This window comes from Rhodanobacter terrae (assembly GCF_042657005.1).
Classification (GTDB): Bacteria; Pseudomonadota; Gammaproteobacteria; order Xanthomonadales; family Rhodanobacteraceae; genus Rhodanobacter; species Rhodanobacter terrae.
In genome coordinates, this window is the sequence record NZ_JBHSNG010000029.1 from 26,335 (window position 1) to 52,039 (window position 25,705).

Sequence of the window (25,705 nt, forward strand, 5' to 3'; positions counted from 1 at the left end):
CTCCACTCACTCCTCTTCGCTCATTTCTGCTTCTCAGTCCTCGCCGTCCGGCGGCCGCTTGCGGTGCGGCTCGGCATTCACCGTGAAGTACTGCAGTTCTTCGCTGTCCAGCCGCAGTGCGGTGAGTTGACCGCCCCATACGCAGCCGGTATCGATCGCGTGCACGCCGAGACCGGCAAAGCGGCCGAGTGCGGACCAGTGACCACAGACGATGCGCGTATCGCGCCGGCGCATGCCGGGTACCGAGAACCACGGGTACAGCCCCGGCTTCTGCGTGCCGGGAATGCCCTTGGCCTCGAAGTCGATGCGGCCGTTGACGTCGCAATAGCGCATCCGGGTCATCGTGTTGATCGTGGCGCGCTGACGGTCCAGTCCCTGCAGGCGGGTCGACCATACCGCAGGCCGGTTGCCGAACAGATTGCGCAGCAGGCGCGGATGACGCGGGCTGGACAGTTCGCGCTCGACGTCCTCGGCGGATCTCTGGGCCTGCCGCAAGGTCCACATCGGCGCCAGGCCGGCATGCACCATGGTCCAGTTGAGCCGTTCGTCGTGGTGCAGCAGTTTCTGTGAGCGCAGCCATTCGAACAGCACGGGGGCATCGTCGGCGAACAGCACTTCGCGCAGTTCGGGATTCACCCGCGCCTGTGCGTCCTGACGGCGCTGGGCGATCGCCAGCAGGCTGAGGTCGTGGTTGCCCAGCGTGACCACGCTGTTCTCGCGCAGGCTGTGGATCAGCCGCAGCGTTTCCAGCGACTGGCCGCCGCGGTTGACCAGGTCGCCGCAGAACCACAGCTGATCCTGTGCGGGATCGAAGCGCAGCTTGTCGAGCAGGCGCTGCAATTCGGGATAGCAGCCCTGCACGTCGCCGATCGCGTACGTAGCCATGTCAGCGCAGGACCATCAGTGCAGCGTGCGCGGAATGGACAAGGTGAAGGTCGGAATGGTTGCCTCGAACTCCGTGCCGTCGTCGGCCAGCATCTGGTAGCTGCCGCCCATGGTGCCCACCGGAGTTTCCAGCACGGCGCCCGAGGTGTATTCGTAATCGTCGCCCGGACGCATCCATGGCTGCTCGCCGACCACGCCGTCGCCGGTCACTTCCTCCACCTTGCCATTGGCATCGGTGATCATCCAGTGACGGGTGAGCAGGCGCGCCGGCATCTTGCCGGCATTGTGCAGGGTGACGGTGTAGGCGAAAACGTAGCGATTGTCACCGGGCTTCGATTGATCGGGGACGAAGCGTGTTTCGACCTGCACGTCGATCGTGTAGGAAGATTTTTCAGTCATGCCCGGATTGTAAGGCCTGCCGCTGCGAATGGGGCGGGACGGCGGCGATTGGGATGCATGTTCGCCATCAAGGATTGCCGTAGACCTTGGCCAGGCGCACGAAGTCGGCGGGCGCCAGCGTTTCGGCACGGGCCTTGGGATCGACGTCGGCGCGGCGGATCGCGTCGCTGTCGAGCAACTGCTTGAGTGCGTTGGCCAGCGTCTTGCGCCGCTGGCCGAACGCTGCCTTGACCACCGCGTAGACATGCTCGGGTCGCGCGTCATGCAGTTCATGCGGTTCCAGCGGCAGCAGCCGCACCACCGAGGACTCCACTTTCGGCGGTGGCCGGAACGCTTCCGGCGGCACGTTGAACAGCGGCTCGACCCGGCAGGCCAGCTGCAGCATCACGGATAGCCGTCCATACACCTTGCTGCCCGGCTCGGCGGCCATCCGGTCGACCACTTCCTTCTGCAGCATGAAATGCATGTCCTGGATCGCCGCGGCATGCTCGACGCAGTGGAACAGGATGGGACTGGAGATGTAGTAGGGCAGGTTGCCGACGATGCGCAGCCGCGGCACGCCGTGGCTATGCGCCAGTGCGCTGAAGTCCACTTTCAATACATCGGCGTGGAGTACGTGCAGTTCGCCGACGCCGGCGGCACGCGCCCGCAGGCCGGGAATCAGATCGGTATCCAGCTCGATCGCCGTGAGCTTGCCGGCGACAGCCAGCAACGGCAGCGTCAGCGCTCCTTCGCCGGGACCGATCTCGACCACGAAATCTTCCGCCCGCGGCGCCACGGCGCTGACGATGCGTTCGATGTAGCGGCGATCGTGCAGGAAGTGCTGGCCGAAGCTTTTCTTGGGACGGGCGTTCATAGGGACTTTCGCAAGGTTGGCCCCTCACCTCGTTCCTCTCCCCGAGGGGGAGAGGATGGATGAGTGGCGCGTTGCGCCACGAGTTCCAAGGCCATGTTCGCCGCGGCGATCAGGCTGGCCGGATCGGCGGTGCCAGTGCCGGCCAGATCCAGCGCGGTGCCGTGGTCGACCGAGGTGCGGATGAACGGAAGGCCGAGAGTGAGGTTGACGGTGCGGTCGAACGCCTCGCTTTTCAGCACAGGCAACGCCTGGTCGTGATACATCGCCAGCACGGCGTCGTAGCGGCGACGCTGGGCCGGCACGAACGCCGTGTCGGCGGGCAGCGGCCCGAGCAGGAGCATGCCTTCGCTGCGCAGCGCATCCAGTGCGGGAATCAGCGTGTCGATTTCCTCATGGCCGAGATGGCCGCCTTCGCCGGCATGCGGGTTGATGCCCAGCACCGCGATGCGCGGGGCGGCGATACCGAACTTCGCACACAGTTCGGCGTGCACGATGCGTAGCGTGCGGATGAGCGAAACACGGGTGATCGCGGCGGAAACCGCCGCCAGCGGCAGATGGGTGGTCGCCAGTGCCACGCGCAGCTCCGGGCTCGCCAGCATCATCACCACATCGGCGTGCGCGCGCTCGGCGAAGAATTCGGTGTGGCCGCTGAAACGGATGCCGGCGTCGTTGATCGAGGATTTCTGCAGCGGCGCGGTGACCACCGCGTCGTAGCGGCCGGCCATGCAGCCATCGGCCGCTTCGGCCAGCGTATCGAGCACATACCTGGCATTGCGCGGATCGGGTCGGCCGGGCGCTTCGTCGACCGCCAGCGGTGTGTGCCGCAGGCGCAGACTGCCGGGGCGGCGTTCTGCCTGCGCGCTGCCGTCGTCGTCAGTCAGTTCGATGGCCACGCGGCAACGCGCGGCTGCGCGTTCCAGCAGCTGGCGGTCGGCAACCGCCACCAGACTGGCCGCCAGCGATGTGGCAGCCAGGCGGATCAGCAGTTCCGGGCCGATGCCCGCGGGCTCGCCGGCGGTGACCGCGAGCCGGGGCAGAGGCATGGTGTTCAATCAGCTTACGGCGAAGTGCCGGCGGCGGCCTGGGTGTCGGTATCGCGCAACTCCGGCACCAGGATGTTGATATAGGCGTTGGAGCGCAGGTCGCGCAGATAGTCGTCGTAGACCTGCTCGGACTTGCGGGTGCCGATCGCCTGACGGGCCTGATCGCGCTCGATCTGCGCGGTCTGGTCGCTTTCGCGCGAGCCGAGTCGCTGCAGGATGTGCCAGCCGGCCTGGCTCTGGAACGGCTGCGACACTTCGTTGTCCTTCAGCTCGGCCAGCTTGTTGCCGATGATCGCGCCCCATGCCTGCGGCTGAAACCAGCCCATGTCGCCGCCCACGTTGGCGGTGGTGTCGTCCTTGGAATTTTCCTTCGCCAGGGTGGCAAAGTCCTCGTGCTTGTTGGCGATGCGGTTGTACAGATCCTTCGCCTTCTGCTCGGCCTGCGCTGGCGTCACCAGTTCGCTCGGCTTGATCAGGATCTGCCGCGCATGGAATTCGGTGACCACCTTGCGGCTGCTCTGGCGCTGGTCGATCAGTTTGAGGATGTGGAAGCCGGTCGGACCGCGCAGCGCCGGGCTGACCTCGCCGGGCTTCATCGAGCCGATCGTGTCGGCGAAGGCGGCCGGGATCTCGTCCATCCGCCGCCAGCCGAGGTCGCCGCCATCCAGCGCATCGGGCGCATCGGAGTAGCGGATCGCCGCGGCGTTGAAGTCCATGCCGCCCTTGATCGCGGCAAGCGCCTGCTCGGCCTTGCCCTGGCTGGCCTGGATCGCGGCCGCGTCGGCGCCGCCGGGGATGCTGATCTGGATGTGCGCCAGATGTACTTCACCGGCCTTGTAGGTGGGGCTGCTGAGCAGGTTGTCGATCTCGCTGTCGGTGACCGAGACCGAATCCTGCACCACGCTTTGATGCAGCCGCTGCACAGTGATCTGGTCACTCAACTGCTGGCGGAACGCGGCAAAGCTGGCGCCGCTCTGCTCCACCTGGGCGCGCAGCTCCTCGGGGGTGAGCTTGTTTTGCTGAGCCACGCCCTGGATCGCCTGGTCGACATCGGCGTCGGAGACGTGGATGCCCTGATCCTGCGCTTTCTGGATCTGCAGGCGCATCAGCACCACGCGATCGAGCACCTGCTGCTGCAGCACGTTCATCGGCGGCAGCTGGTCGGCATGGCCGGCATATTGCTGCTGTACCGAGGCCACGGCGCTGTTCAGTTCGCTCTGCAGGATCACGTCGTCGTTGACGACGGCCACGATGCGATCCAGCGGCTGGGTGGCCGGCGCGGCCGGTGTCAGCATCTGGGCATGGGCGGGGAGCATGATCGCGAGCGCGAGCAGGAGAGATGCAATGGATTGCTTCATCGATGGAAAGCCTGAATCGCCGGGGCGAATGCGTTTATTGATAGCCGAGAATATCACGGCGCAGCAGTGGATCGATTTGGCCGCCGGAGGAGCCCAGCCCCTTGAAAACCACTTCGAACATGATCGCGTTGTCGCGACGGTTGATATTGCTGCCAGTGGGAGCCGGGCCGAAACCGTAGTAGCTCTGGTTGACATAGTTGCGGTCGACCAGCCGCAGCGACACGCAGCAGCTGTCGTATTCCACGCCGGCCAGGGCGTCGATGGTCTCGCGGTCCACGACCGAATAAGTCCACGATCCCACCAGGCGCCAGCGTTCGGATATCGGGTAGACCGCGGATGCGCTGTATTGTTCCAGCAGCCCGCGACGGTAGCGGTACGAGAAGTTGAGGATGCCGTCCGTACCCAGGCGGCGCTGCAGTTCCAGCGCAGCCATGTCGGTTAGGCGGGTGTTCGGGCTCCACTGGTAGGAGCTGTTCAGGCGCCAGCGGTCGCTGAGCTGTACGTCGAGCTGAGCCACGTAGGCCGACCCGGTCCAGTCGGTGCCCAACACCTTCTGCGGGCTGAAATAGTGGATCTGGCCGATGCTGGCGGACACGCGCTCCACGCCGCTGTCGTCGAGCAGGCGGGTGGTGAGCGCCGCGGTGAGGTTGTTGGCATCCATCTGCCGGTCTGCGCCGGAGAACTGGTTGGTCGAGAACAGCTGCCAGTAGTCGAACGACATCAGGTTGGTGTCGAACAGCGGCAGGTTGTCCTGGTTGCGGTACGGCACATACAGGTAGTACAGCCGAGGTTCCAGGGTCTGCGTGTAGTTGTCGCCGAACAGCGAGGTGCTGCGATCGAACACCAGCCCGCTGTCGAGGCTGACCACCGGCAGAGCGCGGCTTGGCGACTTCTGGTCGAACGGGGTGACACCGCCGCTGCCCAGCAGTCCGCCGTAGCCGTAATCCTGATAGCCACCGCTCAGCTGGTAGGCGGTGTAGCGATAGGCGACCTTCGGTCGCACGAACCACGCCGAAGTGCCGAAATCCGCCGCCAGGTAGGGATAGATATCCTCGCGCTGGCCCTCGACGAAGCCGGCTTTGCGGAACGCCGCTGCCGAGGTGTCCATGCCAAATTCCAGCCAGCGCGACAACGGCAGGTTCATGCTGAAGTTCGCGTACGGCAGCTGCTTGTACGGCAACCCGTTGGCGTTCACGAACGGGTTCGTGTTCTGGTAGATGGTGCCGCCGAACGAGGCGTTCCACCACTTGCCGCCACCCATGATCGCGGCGTTGGACGCCAACGTATAGACCGCGGCGTGGGACAGCGCATTGCCGTAGTCGTACAGGTAGCTGCTGTCCGACGCGTGGTTGTACGAACCCACGAACTGCCAGCCTTGCCACAGCGCCGTACGGTCGGAGAAGTTGACCAGGTAGCGCGAATCGCCCTTGGTATTGGCCAGGCCATCGTTGTCGCCGTGATCGTGCGGCACATATTCCAGGTTGAGCTGGCCGTTGCTGCCCGGTATCAGATAGCGGAATTCGCCGGCCAGCATCGCGCCGCGGTCGCTGTAGATGCGCGGATCCAGCGTGGCGTCGTAGTTGGGCGCCAGGTTCAGGTAATACGGCGTGCTGATCTCGAACCCGGAGCGGCTGGTGTTGCCGATGGTCGGATACAGGAAACCGCTCTTGCGCCGGTCGTCCGTCGGGAAGGTGAAATACGGCAGGTACAGGAACGGCACGTTGCCGAGCCGCATGGTGGCGTTGCGCGCCACGCCGACGCCGGTGTCCTTGTCGATGGTGATCGACTTGGCGCGGAACTCCCACAGGTGATGGCCGACGTCGCAGGTGGAGTAGGTCGCCGCCGAATAACGGGTATGCAGCGCATCCAGCATCTGGCCCTGCCTGGCCACGCCGTTGCCCCGCGAATCGAGCATCTGGTAGCGCACGTCGTCGGCGATGCCGCGGCTGGCATCGGTGTTGCCGCGCATGTGCGTGCCGGCCAGCAACTGCCCGGCCTCCTGGTAGCGCACGTTGCCGCGGGCGTCGTAATCGGTGGTGCTGTCGTTGTAATCGATGGTATCGGCCTGCAGCTGCTGGTCGGCGCGCTGCAGTTTCACGTCGCCGGACAGGTGATAGACCGACTGGTTGGAACTGTCCACGTGCTGCGCATGCACCTGGGTGGGGCTGGTCTCGCGCAAGCTGGGGTCCTTGCCGAGGCTGGGATCGTAGAATTCCAGCAATGCATTGGGCCGGCACATCGCGTAGTTGTACGGCCGCGGCGCGCAGTGAAACGAGCCCAGCGGACACGCCTGTTCGGCGCCGTCGAGCGAGGTTTTGGGATGGCTGTGGCCACCCTTGGCGTCGGCCTGGCCGCTGATCAGGGCAAGTGCTGCGGCAACCGCCAGCAGGCGGCGTGGAGGTAGCTTGGGCATCACTATGGAAATCTGCCGACTTTGAAGGCTCGTTAAGCTAGCAGAAAGACCCCTAATACGGCAGGCAAACCTTGCAGGTCGGGACAACGGTTCAGCGCGAGTGAGCAGAAATTGAGCAGAATGACGCGCGGCGACATGCCCGGAACCTGGGCCATTGGCAACTAGGGACGCCCTGATCTATTCGGCACAGGCCCCAACCGATTGAAAAATAATGATGGGGTGATGCCGCCTGTGCCGAATAGATCAGGGCGTCTCTAGACCATCAATGCATTGACATGTGCAGCCGCGCTGGCGGCCAGCGCCGCCAGGTCGTAGCCGCCTTCTAGCGTGGAAACCAGCCGGCCTTCGGCGTGCGTGTCGGCCAGTGCCGCCAGCCGTTCGGTGATCCAGGCATAGTCTTCCTGGACCAGCCGGATATTCGCCAGCGGATCGTTGCGGTGTGCATCGAAACCGGCCGAGACCAGTACCAGCTGAGGCTTGAACGCATGCATTCGGGGCAGCAATACGCCGTCCCACAGTTCGCGGAACTCTTGCGAGCCGGCGCCGGGCGACAAGGGACCGTTGACGATATTGCCGACGCCGCGCTCGTCCTCGTGCCCGCTGCCCGGATACAGCGGCGACTCGTGACTGGAAACGAACAGCACGCGGGGTTCGCGCTCGAAGATGGCTTGTGTGCCGTTGCCGTGATGCACGTCGAAGTCGGCGATCGCGATCCGCTTCAGCCCGTGCGCGGCCAGTGCATGCGCGGCGGCCACCGCGATGTTGTTGAACAGGCAGAAGCCCATCGCCTGATCGCGGGTGGCGTGGTGGCCGGGCGGGCGCACCGCGCAGAACGCGCGCCGGACCGCGCCGGACAGTACGGCATCCACGGCGGCCACCGTGGCGCCGGCGGCGCGCAGGGCGGCCTCGACCGAGCCGGGCGACATCACCGTGTCCTCGTCCAGCCGATACGTGCCATCTTCCGGAGGGGCGCTGGCCAGGATGTGTTCGACGTGGGCGTTGCTGTGCACCCGCAGCAGTTGTTCGCGAGTGGCGCGCGGCGCCTCGACCCGGTCCAGCGCGGCATGGCGGTCGTGGTCCAGCGCCTGCAGCACGGCGCGCAGGCGCGCCGGACGCTCGGCATGTCCCGGGCCGGGATCGTGCTGCAGGCAGGCGGAATGGGTGTATAGCCGCAGCATGCGGCAGCCTACCCGGCAGCCTGGGGCTTGCGGCGGCGCTCATGTTGCCACAGCACTTCGCCGTGGCCGCTGGCGCGCGCCAGTACGCGCGAGATCACGAACAGCAGGTCGGACAGCCGGTTCAGATAGCGCTGCGGCTGGTTGCGGATGTCTTCCGCGCGTGCCAGCGCAATTACTTCGCGCTCGGCACGCCGGCATACGGTGCGCGCCAGGTGTCCGCAGGCCGCCGCCATGCCGCCACCGGGCAGGATGAACTCCTTCAGCGGCGGTAACGGTTCGTTGAGACGGTCCAGGATGTTTTCCAGCCGGTCGATATCGCTGTCCTCGACCATCGCCATGCCGGGGATGCACAACTCGCCGCCCAGGTCGAACAAGTCGTGCTGGACCTGGGTCAGCGCCTCGCGCACGTCGTCGGTGACGCCGTCGGCCGCCAGCATCATGCCGATCGTGCTGTTGAGTTCGTCCACCGTGCCGTAAGCGCTGACCCGCAACGAGTCTTTGCCCACGCGCGAGCCGTCGCCGAGGCCGGTGCTGCCGTCGTCGCCGGTGCGTGTGTAGATCTTCGAGAGACGGTTGCCCATTGCGATTCGGCGCGTCGGTTCAGTGCGGCAGGTTGGGCTGCCCGGCGTGCTTCAAGGTCCGGGTCAGCTGGACCGCGAGCACGTGCAGCACGGCACCGACACCGACATACAAGGCGGTGGTCTGCAGGAACGGCAGGTACCAGTCGCCCAGGTTGGCGAACCAGGCCGCAAAGCTGCGCGGCAGCGGCACGCTGTTGCTCAGCCAGTAGAAGCTGCCGTTGGAGACCAGGTAGCAGGCCGCCCAGCTCACCGCCAGCGCCACGGCCGCCATCGCCAGCGTCTGCAGGCGCAGGCCGGCCTGGTGCTTCGCCAGCCAGCTGCCGCCCAGCCACAGGCTGAAGTACGACGGAATCAGGAACCAGTAGGCCACCGAGACGCAGTAGTGACTCCAGAAGTCGATGCCCTGGCCGTTGATCACCAGGTAATCGACCAGCACCGCCTCGGCCATCAGCAGCGGGAACGCCCAGCGACCGGCACCGCGCAGCCAGAAGCCGGCGAGGAAGAAGATCCCCCAGGACGCATCCGGCAACGCATCGAAATGATGCAGCAGCGAATGATGCGTGCGGGTAGCCGCCATCAGCACGGCGAGCGCGAGAAGGATGCCGAGGCGTTGGGCCGTTGTCTTGACCATGAGGAGTTCCATTGGGGGTGTCCGGACAGACCGCTAGTCTAGCCCAATGCACTGCAACACAGACGGCCTCACCGCGTATCATCGACGCATGAATGTGCCCGTATCCCGCGCCTCGAACCCATCCGGCGTCCTGATCGTCGGCGGCGGCCTGGTCGGCGCCAGTCTGGCGATCGCACTGGATGCGGCCGGCATCGCCGCCACCCTGGTCGAAACCGCCGCGCCGCGCGCCGACGCCCAGCCCAGCTACGACGAACGCAACCTTGCGCTGGCGCGCGCCACCGTCAACGGGCTGGCCGCGATCGGCGTATGGCGCCATGCCGCCGCGCAGGCCACACCGATCAGGCATATCCGTGTCAGCCGCGCCGGCGAATTCGGCAGCGCCCGCATCGATGCGGACAGGCAAGGCGTCGATGCATTGGGCTGGACGCTGCCCGCCCGCGAACTCGGCACGGCCCTGCTGCGTCGGCTCGACGAATGTACCCGGCTCACCCGGCTTGCACCGGCCACCCTGGCCGCACTGGAACCGCGAGCCGACGGCTGGCGCGCGCAGATCGGCACGCCGGACGGTCGGCGCAGCCTCGATACGCCGCTGCTGGTCGGTGCCGATGGCACCGGCTCGTTCGTGCGCACGCAGCTCGGCATCGCGGCCGAACATCACGATTACCAGCAGACGTTGTTCGTCTGCACGATCACCCCGGAACGCCATCACGCGAACCGCGCCTACGAACGCTTCGCCGACGACGGTCCGATCGCGCTGCTGCCGCTGGCCGAGCGTCGCTGCGGGCTGGTGTTCACCGTGGCTGCCGACGATGCGGAGGCGATCGCCGCGCTCGACGATGCGGCCTTCATCGAACTGGCGCAACGGCGTTTCGGCTGGCGGCTGGGTCGGCTGAACCGGCCTGGCAAACGGCACCCGTACGCCATCCACCGCGTCGCGGCCGCACAGCTGATCGGGCCCCGTGCCGTGCTGGTCGGCAATGCCGCGCAGACCGTGCATCCGATCGGTGCGCAAGGCTTCAACCTGGGTCTGCGCGATGCGTTGACGCTGGCCGAACTGGTAGCCGTCTCCCCCGACCCAGGCGCCGCCGAGCTGCTGGAACACTATGCCGCACGGCGCACGCCGGATCGCGAAGGCACCATGGCGATGAGTCATGGCCTGGTGCGGCTGGCCTGCCTGCCGCAACCGCTGTTGGCGCCGCTGCGCTCGCTGGCGTTGCTGGCCTGCGATCGTGTGCCGCCGCTGCAGCGCGCGCTGGCGCGGCGCGGCATGGGTTTCCGCGGCGAGCCGCCGCACGCCGTGCTGGAGCGGCTGCCATGAACACGACGGCACAAGAGGCTTCGATCCGCCGCCGCGCGCCGGCACTGGATGTCGCCGTGGTCGGTGGCGGCATGGTCGGTGCCGCCGCTGCGCTGGCGCTGGCGCGCGCCGGTTTCAGCACCGCCTTGCTGGAGGCGCGTGCGCCGGCGGCGTGGCATGCGAGCGACGAAGTGGACTTGCGCGTGGTCGGACTGGCGCCGTCGTCGCTGGCGCTGCTGGGTGATCTGGGCGTCTGGACGTGCATTCGCGATGCACGCGCCGGCCCGTATGCGCACATGCATGTATGGGATGCCGAGAGCGGCGCCGCGATCGATTTCGACGCGACCGGCGCGGGGCGCGACCTGCTCGGCTACATCGTCGAGAACAATCTGGTGCAGTGGGCGCTGTGGCAGGCGCTGGAAGCGGCTGGCGGCAGCTCCGGCGCATCCGGCAATCGCTCCCTGTATTGCTCTGACTCCGGCATCCCTGCCGTCGCCTGCGCCCGCGGTACTGGCACATCCATGTGCGGCGTGCGTCGGCTGTGCCCGGCCGAGGTGAAGGGTTTCGAGGCGCGCGAGGATCGCATCCAGTTGCAACTGGCGGATGGCGAAACACTCACTGCCAGGTTGCTGGTGGCCGCCGATGGCGCCGCTTCGCCGCTGCGCCAGCTGGCCGGTATCGGTACGCACGGCCGCGACTACGCGCAGCGTGCGGTGGTCGCGCACGTCCGCACCGAACGTCCGCACGAGAACACGGCCTGGCAACGCTTCCTGTCTAGCGGGCCGCTGGCGTTGCTGCCGCTGGCCGACGGCCGCAGCTCGCTGGTGTGGTCGTTGCCCGAGGCCGAAGCCCAACGCGTATTGGCGCTGGACGACCAGGCTTTCCTCGACGAGCTCGGCATCGCCAGCGATTTTCGGCTGGGCCGGATCCTCGGCAGCACGAAGCGCGCGGCGTTTCCGTTGAAACTGCAGCTGGCCGAACGCTATCAGGCAGATCGCTTCGTATTGCTGGGCGATGCCGCCCACGCGGTGCATCCGCTGGCCGGGCAAGGCGTCAATCTGGGGCTGCGCGACGTGGCTGAGCTGCGCGACACGCTGGTCGCCGCGCGCGCCGCGGGCCGCGACATCGGCGCCGCCCACGTGCTGCGCCGCTATGCGCGCCGCCGGCGCAGCGCCGATACACTGGATGCGCTGGGCTTCGATGCACTGGCGCGCATCTACGCGTGGCAATCACCGGCGCTGGTCGCCGCACGCGGGCTCGGCGTACGACTGCTCGATCACCTGGCTCCGCTGAAGCGGCGCCTTTCGGAACACGCTGCCGGATTCTGAATTTCACTCTTCCCTGCAAGCAGGGGAGGAACCCGCGGATTCATCGGAGGATTCACCATGCGCATTGCCCGACTTTGCGGTTTGCTGTTGTTTGCCGGCACCAGTTTCGCCGCGCAGGCGAAGATGGTGCAGCGGCCGGTGGAATGGACCCTGGACGGCACGCGCTTCCACAGCGTGCTGGTCTATGACGATGCGACGACCGCGAAACGGCCCGGCCTGGTGATGGTGCCGAACTGGTACGGCATCAACGAGGCGGCCGTGCAGAAGGCCGAGATGATCGCAGGCAGGGACTACGTCATCCTGCTCACCGATATGTACGGTGCCGGCGTGCGCCCGCAGCAGGGCAACGCCGACCAGGCGAAGGCGGCGGTGAAACCGCTGTACGGCGATCGTGCGCTGATGCGCAAGCGGATCGACGAGGCGCTGGCCCAGCTGAGGGCGCAGGTCGCCAGTGCGCCGATCGACGCCGGCAAGCTGGGCGCGATCGGCTTCTGCTTCGGCGGTTCGGCGGTGCTGGATCTCGCGCGCAGCGGCGCGGACGTCGCCGCGGTGGTGTCGTTCCATGGCGGCCTGACCACCGACGACCCGGCGCTGGCGAAACACATCAAGGCCCGCGTGCTGGCGATGAACGGTGCCGACGACAAGGGCACCATGCCGGATGCGGACAAGTTCATGGACGAGATGCGCGCCAGTCCGGCCGACTGGCAGTTCGTGGTGATCGGCAATGCCGTGCACTGCTTCACCGAGGTGGGCGAAAATTCGCCGGGTTGCCGCTACGACGAACGCGCCGCCACGCGCAGCTACCGGCTGATGCACGACTGGCTGGATCACGCGTTCGCCGGTACGAACTGAGCCGGAGTGCCGGGACGGCCCGGCGGTCGCACCGCCCTTTTTGCCGACCCGGCTGCGTGGGGCCGGGTGCGGGTCCGCGCGATGGGCGGGCGGGTATCTTTCGCGATTGCCGTGCTAGACGACGCGCCGAGGCGCTGCGGTTTCGGCGTTTCCGGTGTTTGGGGTGCCCGAGGGTTCGATGAGGAGGAGGTGCGCTTCTTCTTCCGCAACAGGGCAATGCTCCACACCCTTGGGAACGACGAAGACCTCGCCGGGACCGAGCGTGACGTCTCCGTCCCGCATGCGGATCGTCAGGCGGCCGTGGAGGACGAGGAAGAAATCGTCCGTGTCGTCATGCTTGTGCCAGACGAATTCGCCCTTGACCTTGACGACCATGAGGTCGTGGCCATTGAACTGGCCGACGACTCGGGGTTGCCAGTGTCCGGAGAATGTCGAGAGCTTTTCGGCAAGATTGATCACTTTCATGCGCGTGTTCCGATCGGCGAGGTGGGGCATGCATGCCATGGTACCCGGCATCTCTCCCTGGCCCGGCCGCGAAACGGTTTCGGCTCGCATGAATTGTCAGGCGCATTGCCGACGCCGGGCCCGTCGCGAGATCGTCCGCCTTGGGGCGCTGCCAAAAAAGCGTGAATCAGAACGCGCGCTGCACCGAATAGTCGGTCAGCGTCGCCAGCGCGTCGCGATAGGCCGAGGCGGGCAGTGCCGACAACGCCTCGCGTGCGGCCTGTGCGTGCATCAACGCACGGTCGCGCGTGCGTTCCAGCGCGCCGGAATCGCGGATCGAGGCGATGATGCGGTCGAGCGAGTCGAGCCCGCCGTGTTCGATCGCATGGCGTAGCGATTGCGCCTGTTCGGGGTTCGCCTTTTCCAGCGCGTAGATCAGCGGCAGCGTCGGCTTGCCCTCGGCCAGGTCGTCGCCGATGTTCTTGCCCAGGGTGCCGGCGTCGCCGAGGTAGTCCAGCAAGTCGTCGGCGATCTGGAACGCGTAGCCGAGCTCCATGCCATAGCGGCGCAGTGCGGCCACCTGGATTTCCGGCAGGCCGCCGAGGATGCCGCCGAGTTCGGTGGCGGCCGCGAACAGCACCGCCGTCTTGCGCTCGATCACGGCCAGGTAGGCTGCTTCGCTGACGTCGGCGTTGCCGATGTTGAGCAGCTGCAGCACCTCGCCCTCGGCGATCGTGTTGGTGGTGTCGGCGAGGATGCGCATGATGCGCATGTCATCCAGTTCCACCATCAGCTGGAACGAGCGCGAATACAGGAAATCGCCGACCAGCACGCTGGCGGCGTTGCCCCACAGCGCGTTGGCGGTCTTGCGGCCGCGGCGCAGGTCGGATTCGTCGACCACATCGTCGTGCAGCAGGGTCGAGGTGTGGATGAATTCGATCACCGCCGCCAGCTTGATCTGCTGCTCGCCGGTGTAGCCGGCGGCACCGGCGGCCAGCACGTGCAGCATCGGGCGCAACCGCTTGCCGCCGCTGGCGATGATGTGGTCGGCGATCTGGTTGATCAGCACCACGTGGGAGGACAGCCGCTGGCGGATCAGCGCGTCGACGCGTTGCATGTCGGCAGCGGCGAGGTCACGCACATGGGCGAAGTCGGCAGGGCGGCTGGCGTCGGCGGGCATCAGGGTCATGGAGGCTTCAAGGCGGCGTATCGTTGCGATTATAAGGCCGTGCGAGAGATCGCGCCGCGGTATATCGTCACAAACGCGGTGGCGGCTATGCACGAGGCGATTGCAATAGCCATTCGCCGGCCCAATCATCCGTATCCGCGGTAGGCGAGCGTGCACCGAGTACCGATCCGATGGCCCATGAAATCATCGCGTTGATCGCCCAATACGGCTTGCTGCTGGTGTTCTTCAACGTGCTGGCGGAGCAGGCCGGCGTACCGGTGCCGGCGGTGCCCACCATGATCGTGGCCGGCGCGCTGGCGGCCAACCACAGGTTGCCCGTGGCTGCCGTGGTGCTGGCCGCGGTACTGGCGTGCCTGCTCAGCGACCTGGCCTGGTACTGGGCCGGGAGGCGTTTCGGTTCTGGCGTGATGCGCACGCTCTGCCGCATCTCGCTGTCGCCCGATTCGTGCGTGAAGCAGTCCGAACTGCGTTTCCAGCGCTGGCGTGGACGGGTGCTGCTGGTCGCCAAGTTCGTGCCGGGGCTGTCCACGGTGGCGCCGCCGCTGGTGGGTGCGATGGGCTTGCGCATGCCCACGTTTCTGCTGCTGGACGGGCTTGGCTCGCTGTTGTGGGCCGGCCTTGCGGTGGGGCTGGGCTACGCTTTCGCCGCGCAGATCGACGTGGTGCTGGCCGCGCTGGCGAGTGCCGGCACGCTGGCGTTCGAGTTGCTGCTGGTCTTGCTCGCTCTCTATATCGCCGCCAAGTGGTGGCAGCGCCGCCGCCTGCTGCTGGCCTTGCGCATGGCGCGCATCACGGTGGACGAGTTGAACGAGTCCATTGCCGCCGGACAGACTCCCATCGTGGTCGACGTGCGTTCGCAGGCCGCTCGCCTGCTCGACACACGCATCATCCCCGGCGCCTTGCTGGCGGACCTGGACAGCGTCGACCAGGTCTTGGTCGGCATCCCGCCGGATCGCGAACTGGTGATCTACTGCAGCTGCCCGAACGAGGTCTCCGCGGCGAAGGCCGCGCAGCTGCTGATGGCGATCGGCTACCAGCGCGTGCGCCCGCTGCAGGGCGGGCTCGATGCGTGGGATTCGGCCGGCTATGCGATCGAACGGCTGCCGTCGGAATCCGCGGCGGACGGTGACGACGGGCTGCACATGACCGCCTGATCCGCGGGCTGACCCGGCGTCCGAAAACCTTTACGCGTTCTATACGCGCCGCGGCCGATTCGCTACCCCGTTCTTATGCGGCACTTCCTACAGTGCGCGTCGTTCTCTCCCGGAGTCGACGTCGATGGATTTCGTCTATCTGCTGTTCCTGCTGGTGCTGTGCGCGGCCACGCTGGGCTTTGCGCTGATCTGCGATCGGCTGGGTCCGCGCGCGTGATTGCCGCGCGCCTTTTCCTTCCCGCCATGCCTGCATGAGTTTCTGCCCATGAATGTCCTTTACGTGTTCGCCGCGCTGATCGCGCTGGCGCTGGCCGGCTATCTGTGCGTGGCCTTGCTCAAGCCGGAGTGGTTCGAATGACCGCCAACGACTATCTCCAGATGGGGTTCTACCTGGCCGTGCTGCTGTTGCTGGTGAAGCCGCTGGGCGGCTACATCGCCGCGGTGTTCTCCGACACGCCCAACCGCGTCACCCGCATCGGCGCCGGCGGCGAGCGCTTCATCTATCGCGTCTGCGGCATTCGCGCCGACGAGGACATGGGCTGGAAGCGTTACGCGCTGGCCGTGCTGCTGTTCAATGTCCTCGGCGTGCTGGTGGTATACGCATTGCAGCGCCTGCAGCCGTGGCTGCCGCTGAATCCGCAGCACTTCGGCGCGGTGTCGGCGGACTCGTCGATGAACACGGCGATCAGCTTCGCCACCAATACCAACTGGCAAGGCTACGGCGGCGAATCGACGATGAGCTACCTGACCCAGATGCTGGGTCTGGCGGTCCAGAACTTCGTTTCCGCGGCCACCGGCATCGCGGTGCTGATAGCGGTGATTCGCGGCTTCAGCCGCCGCAGCGCCAAGGGGCTGGGCAACTTCTGGGTCGACCTCACGCGCAGCACGCTTTATCTGCTGCTGCCGCTGTCGCTGTTGCTGACGCTGCTGCTGGTGTCGCAAGGCGTGGTGCAGAACTTCAAGCCGTACCTCACAGTGCCGGTGGTGCAGACCACCACGGTCAGCGAGCCGGTACTGGACGCGGCGGGCAACCAGCAAAAGGATGCCGCCGGCAACGCGTTGATGAAACCGGTGCAGGTCGGCACACAGACCTTGCCGATGGGGCCGGCGGCCTCGCAGATCGCGATCAAGCAGCTGGGCACTAACGGTGGCGGCTTCTTCAACGTGAACTCGGCGCACCCCTTCGAGAACCCCACGCCGCTGAGCAATTTTCTCGAGCTGCTGGCGATCCTGCTGATTCCCGCCGGGCTTTGTTACACCTTCGGCCAGATGGTCGGCGACCGCCGCCAAGGCTGGTCGCTGCTGGCGGTGATGCTGGTGATCTTCATCCCGCTGTTGTTGGCGTGCACGGCGGCCGAGCAGGCCGGCAATCCGCTGCTTGCCCATCTCGGTGTCGACCAGCACGCCTCGGTGCTGCAGGCCGGCGGCAACATGGAAGGCAAGGAGACCCGCTTCGGCATCGTCAACTCCACGTTGTGGGCGACCGCCACCACCGCCGCTTCGAACGGCTCGGTGAATGCGATGCACGACTCGTTCACCCCGATCGGCGGGATGATTCCGATGTGGCTGATCCAGCTCGGCGAGGTGATCTTCGGCGGCGTCGGCTCGGGCCTGTACGGCATGCTCGCCTTCGCCGTGGTGGCGGTGTTCATCGCCGGCCTGATGGTGGGCCGGACGCCCGAATACCTGGGCAAGAAGATCGAAGCCTATGAAATGAAGATGGCCAGCCTCGCGGTGCTGCTGCCGTGCGCGCTGGTAGTGGTCGGTACGGCTATTGCGGTGATGACGCCGGCGGGGGTTGCCGGCATCGCCAACCCCGGTGCGCACGGCTTCAGCGAGATCCTGTACGCGGTCAGCTCGGCTTCCAACAACAACGGCAGCGCGTTCGCCGGACTGTCCGCCAACACGCCGTTCTGGAACGTGCTGCTGGGCATCTGCATGTTCCTGGCGCGCTTCCCGCTGATTGTGGCGATGTTGGCCATGGCCGGCGCGCTGGCCGCCAAGCGCCATGTGCCGGAGTCCGCCGGCACGCTGCCTACGCACACGCCGTTGTTCGTCACGCTGCTGGCCTGCGTGGTGATCGTGGTGGGCGCGCTGACCTTTCTGCCCGCGCTGGCGCTGGGGCCGATCGCCGAGCAACTCATGTCGGTTCATTCGATTTCGCCGGGACACTGATCCATGACTTCGCATACTCAAGCGGCGAGCGCCGATTCCAGCAGGAGTTTCCACCGCGAGCTGGTGCTCGAGGCCGTCGCCGATTCGTTCCGCAAGCTTTCCCCGCGGATGCAATTCCGCAATCCGGTGATGTTCGTGGTGTTCGTCTGCAGCGTGCTCACCACGGCGCTGTGGGCGCAGGCACTCGCCGGTCACGGCGAGGCGCCGACCGGCTTCATCTTCTGGGTCAGCCTGTGGCTGTGGTTCACCTTGCTGTTCGCCAACTTCGCCGAGGCGCTGGCCGAGGGTCGCGGCAAGGCGCAGGCCGATGCGCTGCGCAGCTCGCGCAAGGATGTGGTAGCCAAGAAGCTGGCCAGTCCCGAGCGCGATGCTGCGATCACCTTCGTGCCGTCCAGCGATCTGCGCACCGGTCACCATGTGCTGGTCGAGGCCGGCGAACAGATCCCCGGCGACGGCGAAGTGGTGGTGGGCGCGGCCAGCGTCAACGAGAGCGCGATCACTGGCGAGTCCGCGCCGGTGATCCGCGAGTCCGGCGGCGATCGCAGCGCGGTCACCGGGGGCACCCAGCTGCTGTCCGACTGGCTGGTGGTGCGCATCACCAGCAATCCGGGCGAGAGCTTTCTCGACCGCATGATCGCGATGGTGGAAGGTTCCAAGCGCCGCAAGACGCCGAACGAGATCGCGCTGACCATCCTGCTGGCCAAGTTCACCCTGATCTTCCTGCTGGCCTGCGCGACCTTGTTGCCGTATTCGATCTACAGCGTGCAGGCGACCGGCGCCGGCAACCCGATCACGCTCACCGTGCTGATCGCGCTGCTGGTGTGCCTGATCCCCACCACGATCGGCGCGCTGTTGTCGGCGATCGGCATCGCCGGCATGGACCGGATGATCCGTGCCAACGTGATCGCCACTTCCGGCCGTGCGGTGGAGGCTGCCGGCGACGTCGACGTGCTGCTGCTGGACAAGACCGGCACGATCACCCTGGGCAACCGCCAGGCGGTGGCGTTTCACGCGGCGCCCGGCATCGCCGAAAGCACGCTGGCCGAGGCGGCGCAACTGGCCTCGCTGGCCGATGAGACGCCCGAAGGGCGCAGCATCGTCATGTTGGCCGGCGAGCGTTTTGGCCTGCGCGAGACGGTGCCGGCGAGCGCGGCGCACTTCGTGCCGTTCACCGCGCAGACGCGGATGAGTGGTGTCGATGCAGGTGACCGACACATCCGCAAGGGCGCACTCGATGCGGTGGAGAAATATCTGGAAGCGCAGGGCAGCCAGCTGCCGCCGCTGGTGAGGAACATCGCCGAGGAAGTCGCGCGCCGCGGCGCCACCCCGCTGATCGTCACCGAAGGCGACCGCGCGCTGGGCGTGATCGAGCTGAAGGACATCGTCAAGAGCGGCATCAAGGAGCGTTTCGCCGAGATGCGCAAGATGGGCATCAAGACCATCATGATCACCGGCGACAATCCGCTCACCGCCGCAGCGATCGCGGCCGAGGCCGGCGTCGATGATTTCCTGGCCGAAGCCACGCCGGAAGCCAAGCTCAAGCTGATCCGCGACATCCAGTCGGAGAACCGGCTGGTGGCGATGTGCGGCGACGGCACCAACGACGCACCGGCGCTGGCACAGGCCGACGTGGCGGTGGCGATGAACACCGGCACGCAGGCGGCGAAAGAAGCCGGCAACATGGTCGACCTCGATTCCAACCCGACCAAGCTGATCGAGGTGGTGGAAATCGGCAAGCAGATGCTGATCACCCGGGGCTCGCTGACCACGTTCTCGATCGCGAACGACATCGCCAAGTATTTCGCGATCATCCCGGCTGCGTTCGCCACCACCTATCCGGCGTTGAACGCGCTCAACGTGATGCATCTGGCGACACCGCAGAGCGCGATCCTGTCGGCGGTGATCTTCAACGCGCTGATCATCATTTTCCTGATCCCGCTGGCGCTGAAGGGCGTGAAGTACCGCGCGCTCGGCGCCGGCGCGCTGCTACGCCGCAACCTGCTGGTGTACGGGCTCGGCGGCGTGCTGGTGCCATTCCTCGGCATCAAGCTGATCGACTTGCTGCTGGTGGTGTTCCACCTGGCCTGAACGTCCGCCGTCACGGGTTCGATACCGGAGTTTTCACGATGAAGTTGCGTTTCCTCGCTGCCGCGGCAGCGCTTTTCTCCCTCGCCGGCATCACGGCGGCACGGGCCGACAGTGCGCCGGCCAGTCCGGTCACCGGCAACGTCGCGGTGACCAGCGACTACATGTTCCGCGGCCTCACCCAGACCTGGGGCCGGCCGGCGATCCAAGGCGGCGCCGACTACAGCGACCCGAACGGCTTCGCGGCCGGCTTCTGGGGTTCCAGCATCAGTGAGCGCAGCTATCCCGGCGGCGCGATGGAGCTGGATCTGTATGCGAGCTACGGCCGGTCCATCGACAGCAGCTGGTCGTGGCGCGCGGGTCTCTACGGCTATGTGTATCCGGGCGCCAATCTGGATCGGGCCCGTCTGGCCGCGCGCTCGCTGAATACGCTGGAGATGAATGCCGCGCTGACCTGGAAGCAGTTCACGCTGAAATACAACCGCGCACTCACCGACTACTTCGGCGTCGACACCGAGCAGGGCTATACCGGCGATTCGAAGGGTACGGACTACCTGCAGCTGGATGCCGCGATTCCGTTGAACGCTGCGTGGAGCCTGGCCCTGCATGCGGGCCACACGCATTACACCACCACGTCGGCGGCGCCGCTGGCCGACGGTGCGCGCAACCCGAGCTACAGCGACTTCGGCGCTACCTTGAAGTACCAGTGGAATGGCCACTGGTCGCTGAGCGGCGGCGTCACCCAGGCCACCAACGCGGACTTCTACCGCCGTACGTCCAGCTTCCTCAACGCCGGCGACACCCGCAATGTCGGTGGCACCCGCGGTTTCGTGATGCTGCAAGGCACGTTCTGACCGGAGCAATCCCATGTTCAAACTGTTGCGCCAATCCTTCATGCTGCTGCTGGTGCTGACCGTGATCACCGGCGTGCTGTACCCGCTGGCCGCCACCGGACTGTCCCAGCTGGTGTTCCCCCACCAGGCCAACGGCAGCCTGATCGAAAGGGACGGCAAGCCGATAGGCTCGGCGCTCATCGGCCAGGCGTTCACCGACCCGAAGTATTTCTGGGGCCGGCCGTCGGCCACCACGCCGAACCCTTACAACGCCACCGCATCATCCGGGTCCAACCAAGGTCCGACCCATTCGGTCCTGGCCGATGCGGCGAAGCAGCGCATCGCCGCACTGCGTGCCGTGGATCCGGGCAACACCGCGCCGGTGCCGGTGGACCTGGTCACCGCCTCGGGCAGCGGACTCGACCCGGAGGTCAGCCAGGCAGCGGCGCAGTACCAGCTGCAGCGCGTGGCCAGGGCGCGCGGACTGAGCAGCGCGCAGGTGCAGGCACTGGTGAACGAATACACCAGCGGACGCCAGCTCGGCATACTGGGAGAGCCCCGCGTCAACGTGCTGCGACTCAACCTTGCGCTGGATGCGCCGCCGACGCACGGCAGCCGATCGCGCTAACGTAGTGCCATTCAACGGACCTGCCAGCACATGACCGAACCCTCCCGCGAAGCGCGTGCCGATGCCTTGTTGAGCACCGGGCAGGGTGAGCGTACCCGCCGGCTGAAGATCTTTCTCGGCGCCGCCCCCGGTGTCGGCAAGACCTACGCGATGCTGTCCGCCGCACGCGAGCTGAAACGGCAAGGCGTGGACGTGGTGGTCGGCCTGGCCGAGACGCACGGTCGCGCCGAAACCGCAGCCTTGCTGGATGGCATGGAAATGTTGCCGCGCCGCCAAGTGCGTTACCACGACCGCGACTTCGCCGAATTCGACCTCGATGCCGCGCTCGCGCGCAAGCCGGCCGTGCTGCTGGTCGACGAACTGGCGCACCGCAATCTGCCGGGCGGTCGCCATGAGCGGCGCTGGCAGGACATCGCCGAGCTGCTCGATGCCGGCATCGAGGTGTACACCGCGCTCAACGTGCAGCATCTGGAAAGCCTCAACGACCAGGTGCGCCGGATCACCGGGATCACCGTGCGCGAGACGGTGCCGGATGCGTTTCTCGACCGCGCGCGCGACATCATGCTGGTCGATCTTCCGCCGCGCGAGCTGATAGGCCGGCTGAAGGAGGGCAAGGTCTACGTGCCGGAGACCGCGGCGGCGGCATTGAACGCGTTCTTCTCGCCCACCAACCTGGCCGCGCTGCGCGAGCTGGCGCTGGAGACCATCGCCGGCCACGTCGACAGCGATCTGCGCGAACACATGCTGGCGCGTGGCGGCGCGATGCCGGTGCGCCGTCGTGTGCTGGCGGCGATCGACGGCCACGCGCAGAGCGACTACCTGGTTCGCGTGGCACGGCGCATCGCCGAACGGCGCGGCGCACCGTGGAGCGTCGCTTTCGTCGATACCGGCGCCAGGCTGGATCCCGTCCGGCGCGAGCGGCTGGATGCGGCGATGCGGCTGACACGCCGGCTCGGCGGCGAGGCGATCATCCTGCGCGGCCATGCGATCGCCGACGAACTGCTGGCGCACGCGGACCGCGAAGGCGTTGGCCAGATCATCATCGGCCGTACCCGCGAACGGGTGGTGGCGCGCATGCTGGGCCGCTCGCTGACCCAGTTGCTGCTGCGCCGCGGCGCGCACATGGAGCTGACCATCATCGCCACGCCGAGCGAGCGCGCGAAGGCGCGCCGGCGAGTGCGCCTGTCGTCCACGCGAGGTTCGCGCGGCGAATACATCTACGCCACGGTGGCTACCTTGATCGCGTTCGGTCTGGCATTCATCGCCGACCGCTATCTGTCGGTGGCGAACCTGTCGTTGATCTTCCTCACTGCGGTGCTGGTGGTGGCGGTGCGCACGCGAATGGCCGTGGCCGTCTATACGGCCGCGCTGTGCTTTCTCGGCGACAATTTTTTCTTTGCGCCGCCGCGTTACACGCTGGAGATCAGCAGCCCAGACGACGTGCTGACGGTGACACTGTTCCTCCTGGCTGCACTGATCTGCAGCCGTCTGGCCACGCGGCTGGCCAGCCAGGTGGAATCATTGCGTGGCGCGCACGTGCAGGCGCGTGCACTGCTGACGCTGGGCCAGCAGCTGACTGCCAGCACTGACGCCAATGGCATCCGCGATGCAGGCAGCAAGGCATTGGCGCAGACGCTGCGCTGCGAGGCGGCCATCCTCGCCCGCGACGCGGCGCAGGTACTGCGGGTGGTGGCCAGCGCGCCGCCGGAACGTGTGCTGTCGACCCAGGATCTGGCTGCGGCGGACTGGAGCGACCGGCACGGCGAGCAGGCCGGCCGTTTCACCGACACCTTGAATGCGGCGCCGTACTGGGTGCTGCCGCTTGGCAGCGAAGGCCGCCCGCTGGGCGCCGTGGCATTGCGTTTCGATCCGGCGATGAGCGAACCCGATGCCGATCGGCGCAGCCTCGCGCTGGCGATGACGCAGGACATCGGCCAGGCGCTGGAACGCGCACGACTTTCCGACGAGCTCGAAGGGGCGCGAGTGCAGGGCGAGACCGAACGCCTGCGCAACGCGCTGCTGTCGTCGGTGTCGCACGACCTGCGCTCGCCGCTGGCCTCGATGATCGGCGCCGCCGGCACTCTGATCAGCTACGAAGAGAAACTGCCGCCGCAGGAACGTCACGATCTGCTGCAGGCCATTCTCGGCGAGGGCCAGCGGCTGGATCGCTACATCCAGAACCTGCTCGACATGACCCGGCTCGGCCATGGCACGCTGAAACTCAACCGCGACTGGACCGACAGCGCCGAGATCGTCGCCGCGGCGGTGACGCGCCTGCGCAAGCTGTTCCCGGAGCTGCGCGTGGAGACGATGACGCCGCCGGATACCGTGCTGCTCTACGTGCATCCCGCGCTGATCGAGCAGGCGCTGTTCAATATCCTGGAGAACGCCGCGCGCTTCTCTCCCCCGGACGAAGCGGTGCGGGTTACCGTGCACAGCAGCGGCGAGCGCCTGCTGATCGACGTGAGAGACCGCGGCCCCGGCATTCCGGAGGAAGAGCGGGCGCGTATCTTCGACATGTTCTACTCGGTGTCGCGCGGCGATCGCGCATCGCAGAGCACCGGGCTGGGGCTGGCGATCTGCCGCGGCATGATAGGTGCACACGGCGGCAGCGTGGAGGCCTTGCCCGGCGACGGCATCGGCACCACCATCCGCATCAGCCTGCCGTTGCCGCCGCCGCCCGATGTCGAACAGTGATGCCCGACCCCCTATGACTTCAGCCGCTGCGCGCATCCTGGTGATCGACGACGAGGCGCAGATCCGCCGCTTCCTCGACATCGGCTTGCGCGCCGAGGGCTACGAGGTACTGCTGGCGGCGACGGCCGTCGAGGGTCTGGCGCTGGCGGCGACGCGTACGCCGGATCTGATCGTCCTCGATATCGGCCTGCCCGACATGGAAGGCCACGCGGTGCTGGCCGAGCTGCGCCAGTGGAGCCAGCTGCCGGTGCTGATGCTGTCGGTGCGCGATGCCGAAAGCGAAAAGGTGCGGGCGCTCGATCGCGGCGCCAACGACTACATGACCAAACCATTCGGCATCCAGGAGCTGATGGCGCGGCTGCGCGCGCTGCTGCGCAACCGGCCGGGCGAACCGGAGGCGCCGCCGCGCTACGACGATGGCCGGCTCAGCATCGACCTGGCTCGCCGCGAGGTGAGCCTGGACGGCGCGCCGCTGGCGCTGACGCGCAAGGAATTCGCGGTGCTGGCGATGCTGCTGCGCCACGCCGGCCGCGTGGTCACCCAGCAGCAATTGCTGCGCGAGGTGTGGGGGCCGACCCATACCGGCGACAGCCAGTATCTGCGCATCGTGATCGGCAAGCTGCGCCAGAAACTGGGCGATGACCCGGCCAACCCGCGCTGGCTGAAGACCGAGCCGGGGGTCGGCCACCGCTTCATCGTCGCCTGAAGCGGCCCCGGCTGCCGCTGACGGCAGCCGGGAACCCCTGCAGCGCCGGCCTTCCGGCGCAGACGGTCCGCGTCGGAGTCGGCCCACGCCGGGACGGGGTTTGCGCAGGTGGATTTGACGGCCGGCGAGGTTATGATAGTCAGCCAGATTCACCACTCCGGCCGTAACCACTCCTTACGTACGGCCGGCTCAACAGAGGACATCCCATGGCACGCGGCATCAACAAAGTGATTCTGGTCGGCAACCTCGGCAACGACCCCGAGGTGCGTTACACCACCAGCGGCACCGCGATCGCTTCGCTGAGCATCGCCACGTCGGAAAGCTGGACCGACAAGCAGAGCGGCGAGAAGCAGGAGCGCACCGAGTGGCACCGCGTCAAGATGTTCGGCCGGCTGGCCGAGATCGCCGGCGAATACCTGAAGAAGGGCCGGCAGGTCTACATCGAAGGCTCGCTGCGCACCGACAAGTACACCGACAAGAGCGGCGTCGAGAAATATTCGACCGACATCATCGCCAGCGAGATGCAGATGCTCGGCGGCAATGAAGGCGGTGGTGGAGGTGGTCAGCGCGAGCGCCCGCAGAGCAGCGCCGGTGGCCAGCGCCAGGGCGCTGGTGGTAGCAACTACGGCAACCCCTCGCGCGGAAGCGACGACCGTGGCGGCTCGTCACGGCCGTCGCCGGCACCGGCCGACAGCGGTTTTGCTGACGATGAGATTCCGTTCTAGCGAACACTTGTTTCAGAGTGTTGAGAAAAATGCAGAGAAAGCCCCGTTTCGACGGGGCTTTCTTTTTTTGGGTCTTCGTGAAGTCGTGTGGGTAGATTCGCGCGATTTCACAGCTCCGGCAGCATGCAGGTGAGCACTTTCAGTCGCAGGTACTCCTCATCGCGCAGTCCGTAGGCGCGACGTTGGATGACTCGGATTTTGTTGTTGAGTCCTTCGACGAAGCCGAGCGAGACTTTGTTCTCGGGAAG

General features: G+C 66.7%; 24 protein-coding genes. 12 read left to right on the top strand and 12 right to left on the bottom strand.

Features of this window, described 5'->3' with window-relative positions; translation table 11 throughout:
* Positions 1-33: 33 nt before the first annotated feature.
* The 9 genes from ACFPPB_RS17995 to ACFPPB_RS18035 form a co-directional block, all read right to left on the bottom strand.
* Positions 34-885, bottom strand: coding sequence for a symmetrical bis(5'-nucleosyl)-tetraphosphatase (locus ACFPPB_RS17995; RefSeq protein WP_377329634.1), 852 nt, complete (start codon positions 883-885; stop codon positions 34-36).
* A 15-nt stretch (positions 886-900) separates the two neighbouring features.
* Positions 901-1,284: a Co2+/Mg2+ efflux protein ApaG gene (apaG, locus tag ACFPPB_RS18000; protein ID WP_377329635.1), complete on the bottom strand. Its 384-nt coding sequence runs from the start codon at positions 1,282-1,284 to the stop codon at positions 901-903.
* A 67-nt stretch (positions 1,285-1,351) separates the two neighbouring features.
* Positions 1,352-2,140, bottom strand: a complete 789-nt coding sequence (gene rsmA, locus ACFPPB_RS18005; RefSeq protein ID WP_377329637.1) for a 16S rRNA (adenine(1518)-N(6)/adenine(1519)-N(6))-dimethyltransferase RsmA — start codon at positions 2,138-2,140, stop codon at positions 1,352-1,354.
* Positions 2,137-3,183, bottom strand: a complete 1,047-nt coding sequence (pdxA, locus tag ACFPPB_RS18010; RefSeq protein ID WP_377329639.1) for a 4-hydroxythreonine-4-phosphate dehydrogenase PdxA — start codon at positions 3,181-3,183, stop codon at positions 2,137-2,139. Before pdxA ends, rsmA begins: the two co-directional genes overlap by 4 nt.
* Positions 3,184-3,197: 14 nt before the next feature.
* Complete coding sequence (locus ACFPPB_RS18015; protein ID WP_377329641.1) at positions 3,198-4,541, bottom strand: peptidylprolyl isomerase; 1,344 nt, start codon at positions 4,539-4,541, stop codon at positions 3,198-3,200.
* A 34-nt stretch (positions 4,542-4,575) separates the two neighbouring features.
* The gene (locus ACFPPB_RS18020) at positions 4,576-6,954 is read right to left on the bottom strand and encodes an LPS-assembly protein LptD (protein ID WP_377329643.1); all 2,379 of its coding nucleotides are present in this window, start codon (positions 6,952-6,954) and stop codon (positions 4,576-4,578) included.
* A 254-nt stretch (positions 6,955-7,208) separates the two neighbouring features.
* On the bottom strand, positions 7,209-8,132 hold the full coding sequence (locus ACFPPB_RS18025; RefSeq protein WP_377329644.1) for a histone deacetylase family protein: 924 nt from the start codon (positions 8,130-8,132) through the stop codon (positions 7,209-7,211).
* Positions 8,133-8,140: 8 nt separating this feature from the next.
* Positions 8,141-8,713: a cob(I)yrinic acid a,c-diamide adenosyltransferase gene (locus ACFPPB_RS18030; protein ID WP_377329646.1), complete on the bottom strand. Its 573-nt coding sequence runs from the start codon at positions 8,711-8,713 to the stop codon at positions 8,141-8,143.
* Between the two features lie 19 nt (positions 8,714-8,732).
* Entirely contained in the window at positions 8,733-9,344 is a 612-nt protein-coding gene (locus ACFPPB_RS18035; RefSeq protein ID WP_377329647.1) for a hypothetical protein, read from the bottom strand.
* Between the two features lie 88 nt (positions 9,345-9,432).
* Here ACFPPB_RS18035 and ubiH point away from each other — a divergent pair, with 88 nt between their 5' ends.
* From ubiH to ACFPPB_RS18050, 3 genes are read left to right on the top strand one after another with little or no spacing between them, the layout of a single operon-like run.
* On the top strand, positions 9,433-10,662 hold the full coding sequence (ubiH, locus tag ACFPPB_RS18040; RefSeq protein WP_377329649.1) for a 2-octaprenyl-6-methoxyphenyl hydroxylase: 1,230 nt from the start codon (positions 9,433-9,435) through the stop codon (positions 10,660-10,662).
* Complete coding sequence (locus tag ACFPPB_RS18045) at positions 10,659-11,969, top strand: UbiH/UbiF/VisC/COQ6 family ubiquinone biosynthesis hydroxylase (RefSeq protein ID WP_377329651.1); 1,311 nt, start codon at positions 10,659-10,661, stop codon at positions 11,967-11,969. Before ubiH ends, ACFPPB_RS18045 begins: the two co-directional genes overlap by 4 nt.
* Before the next feature lie 57 nt (positions 11,970-12,026).
* Complete coding sequence (locus ACFPPB_RS18050) at positions 12,027-12,821, top strand: dienelactone hydrolase family protein (RefSeq protein WP_377329653.1); 795 nt, start codon at positions 12,027-12,029, stop codon at positions 12,819-12,821.
* A gap of 114 nt (positions 12,822-12,935) precedes the next feature.
* Here the strand turns inward: ACFPPB_RS18050 and ACFPPB_RS18055 are convergent, their stop codons facing one another.
* Both ACFPPB_RS18055 and ACFPPB_RS18060 read right to left on the bottom strand, forming a co-directional pair.
* On the bottom strand, positions 12,936-13,286 hold the full coding sequence (locus ACFPPB_RS18055) for a cupin domain-containing protein (protein WP_377329655.1): 351 nt from the start codon (positions 13,284-13,286) through the stop codon (positions 12,936-12,938).
* 166 nt (positions 13,287-13,452) lie between these two features.
* The gene (locus tag ACFPPB_RS18060) at positions 13,453-14,454 is read right to left on the bottom strand and encodes a polyprenyl synthetase family protein (protein WP_377329657.1); all 1,002 of its coding nucleotides are present in this window, start codon (positions 14,452-14,454) and stop codon (positions 13,453-13,455) included.
* Positions 14,455-14,624: 170 nt separating this feature from the next.
* Between ACFPPB_RS18060 and ACFPPB_RS18065 the strand changes: the two genes are divergently transcribed.
* From ACFPPB_RS18065 to ssb, 9 genes are all read left to right on the top strand, one after another.
* Positions 14,625-15,608: a DedA family protein/thiosulfate sulfurtransferase GlpE gene (locus ACFPPB_RS18065; RefSeq protein WP_377329659.1), complete on the top strand. Its 984-nt coding sequence runs from the start codon at positions 14,625-14,627 to the stop codon at positions 15,606-15,608.
* 265 nt (positions 15,609-15,873) lie between these two features.
* Positions 15,874-15,966, top strand: coding sequence for a K(+)-transporting ATPase subunit F (gene kdpF, locus ACFPPB_RS18070; protein ID WP_377329661.1), 93 nt, complete (start codon positions 15,874-15,876; stop codon positions 15,964-15,966).
* Positions 15,963-17,783, top strand: a complete 1,821-nt coding sequence (gene kdpA / locus ACFPPB_RS18075) for a potassium-transporting ATPase subunit KdpA (protein ID WP_377329663.1) — start codon at positions 15,963-15,965, stop codon at positions 17,781-17,783. Before kdpF ends, kdpA begins: the two co-directional genes overlap by 4 nt.
* A 3-nt stretch (positions 17,784-17,786) precedes the next feature.
* A complete protein-coding gene (gene kdpB, locus ACFPPB_RS18080) occupies positions 17,787-19,871 on the top strand; it encodes a potassium-transporting ATPase subunit KdpB (RefSeq protein WP_377329665.1) in 2,085 nt (694 codons plus the stop codon).
* A 38-nt stretch (positions 19,872-19,909) separates the two neighbouring features.
* On the top strand, positions 19,910-20,722 hold the full coding sequence (locus ACFPPB_RS18085) for a TorF family putative porin (RefSeq protein WP_377329667.1): 813 nt from the start codon (positions 19,910-19,912) through the stop codon (positions 20,720-20,722).
* A 13-nt stretch (positions 20,723-20,735) separates the two neighbouring features.
* Complete coding sequence (gene kdpC / locus ACFPPB_RS18090) at positions 20,736-21,329, top strand: potassium-transporting ATPase subunit KdpC (RefSeq protein WP_377329669.1); 594 nt, start codon at positions 20,736-20,738, stop codon at positions 21,327-21,329.
* Positions 21,330-21,359: 30 nt separating this feature from the next.
* Positions 21,360-24,026 (top strand): ATP-binding protein, encoded by a 2,667-nt coding sequence (locus ACFPPB_RS18095; protein ID WP_377329671.1) that lies wholly within the window; start codon positions 21,360-21,362, stop codon positions 24,024-24,026.
* Between the two features lie 13 nt (positions 24,027-24,039).
* Positions 24,040-24,732 carry a response regulator gene (locus ACFPPB_RS18100; protein WP_377329673.1) on the top strand — a complete coding sequence of 231 codons (693 nt, stop codon included), beginning with the start codon at positions 24,040-24,042 and terminating at the stop codon, positions 24,730-24,732.
* Positions 24,733-24,938: 206 nt separating this feature from the next.
* On the top strand, positions 24,939-25,457 hold the full coding sequence (gene ssb, locus ACFPPB_RS18105) for a single-stranded DNA-binding protein (protein ID WP_377329675.1): 519 nt from the start codon (positions 24,939-24,941) through the stop codon (positions 25,455-25,457).
* Positions 25,458-25,564: 107 nt separating this feature from the next.
* Here the strand turns inward: ssb and ACFPPB_RS18110 are convergent.
* Positions 25,565-25,705, bottom strand: a 141-nt coding sequence (locus ACFPPB_RS18110) for a transposase (protein WP_377329679.1), incomplete at its 5' end; no start/stop codon positions are given.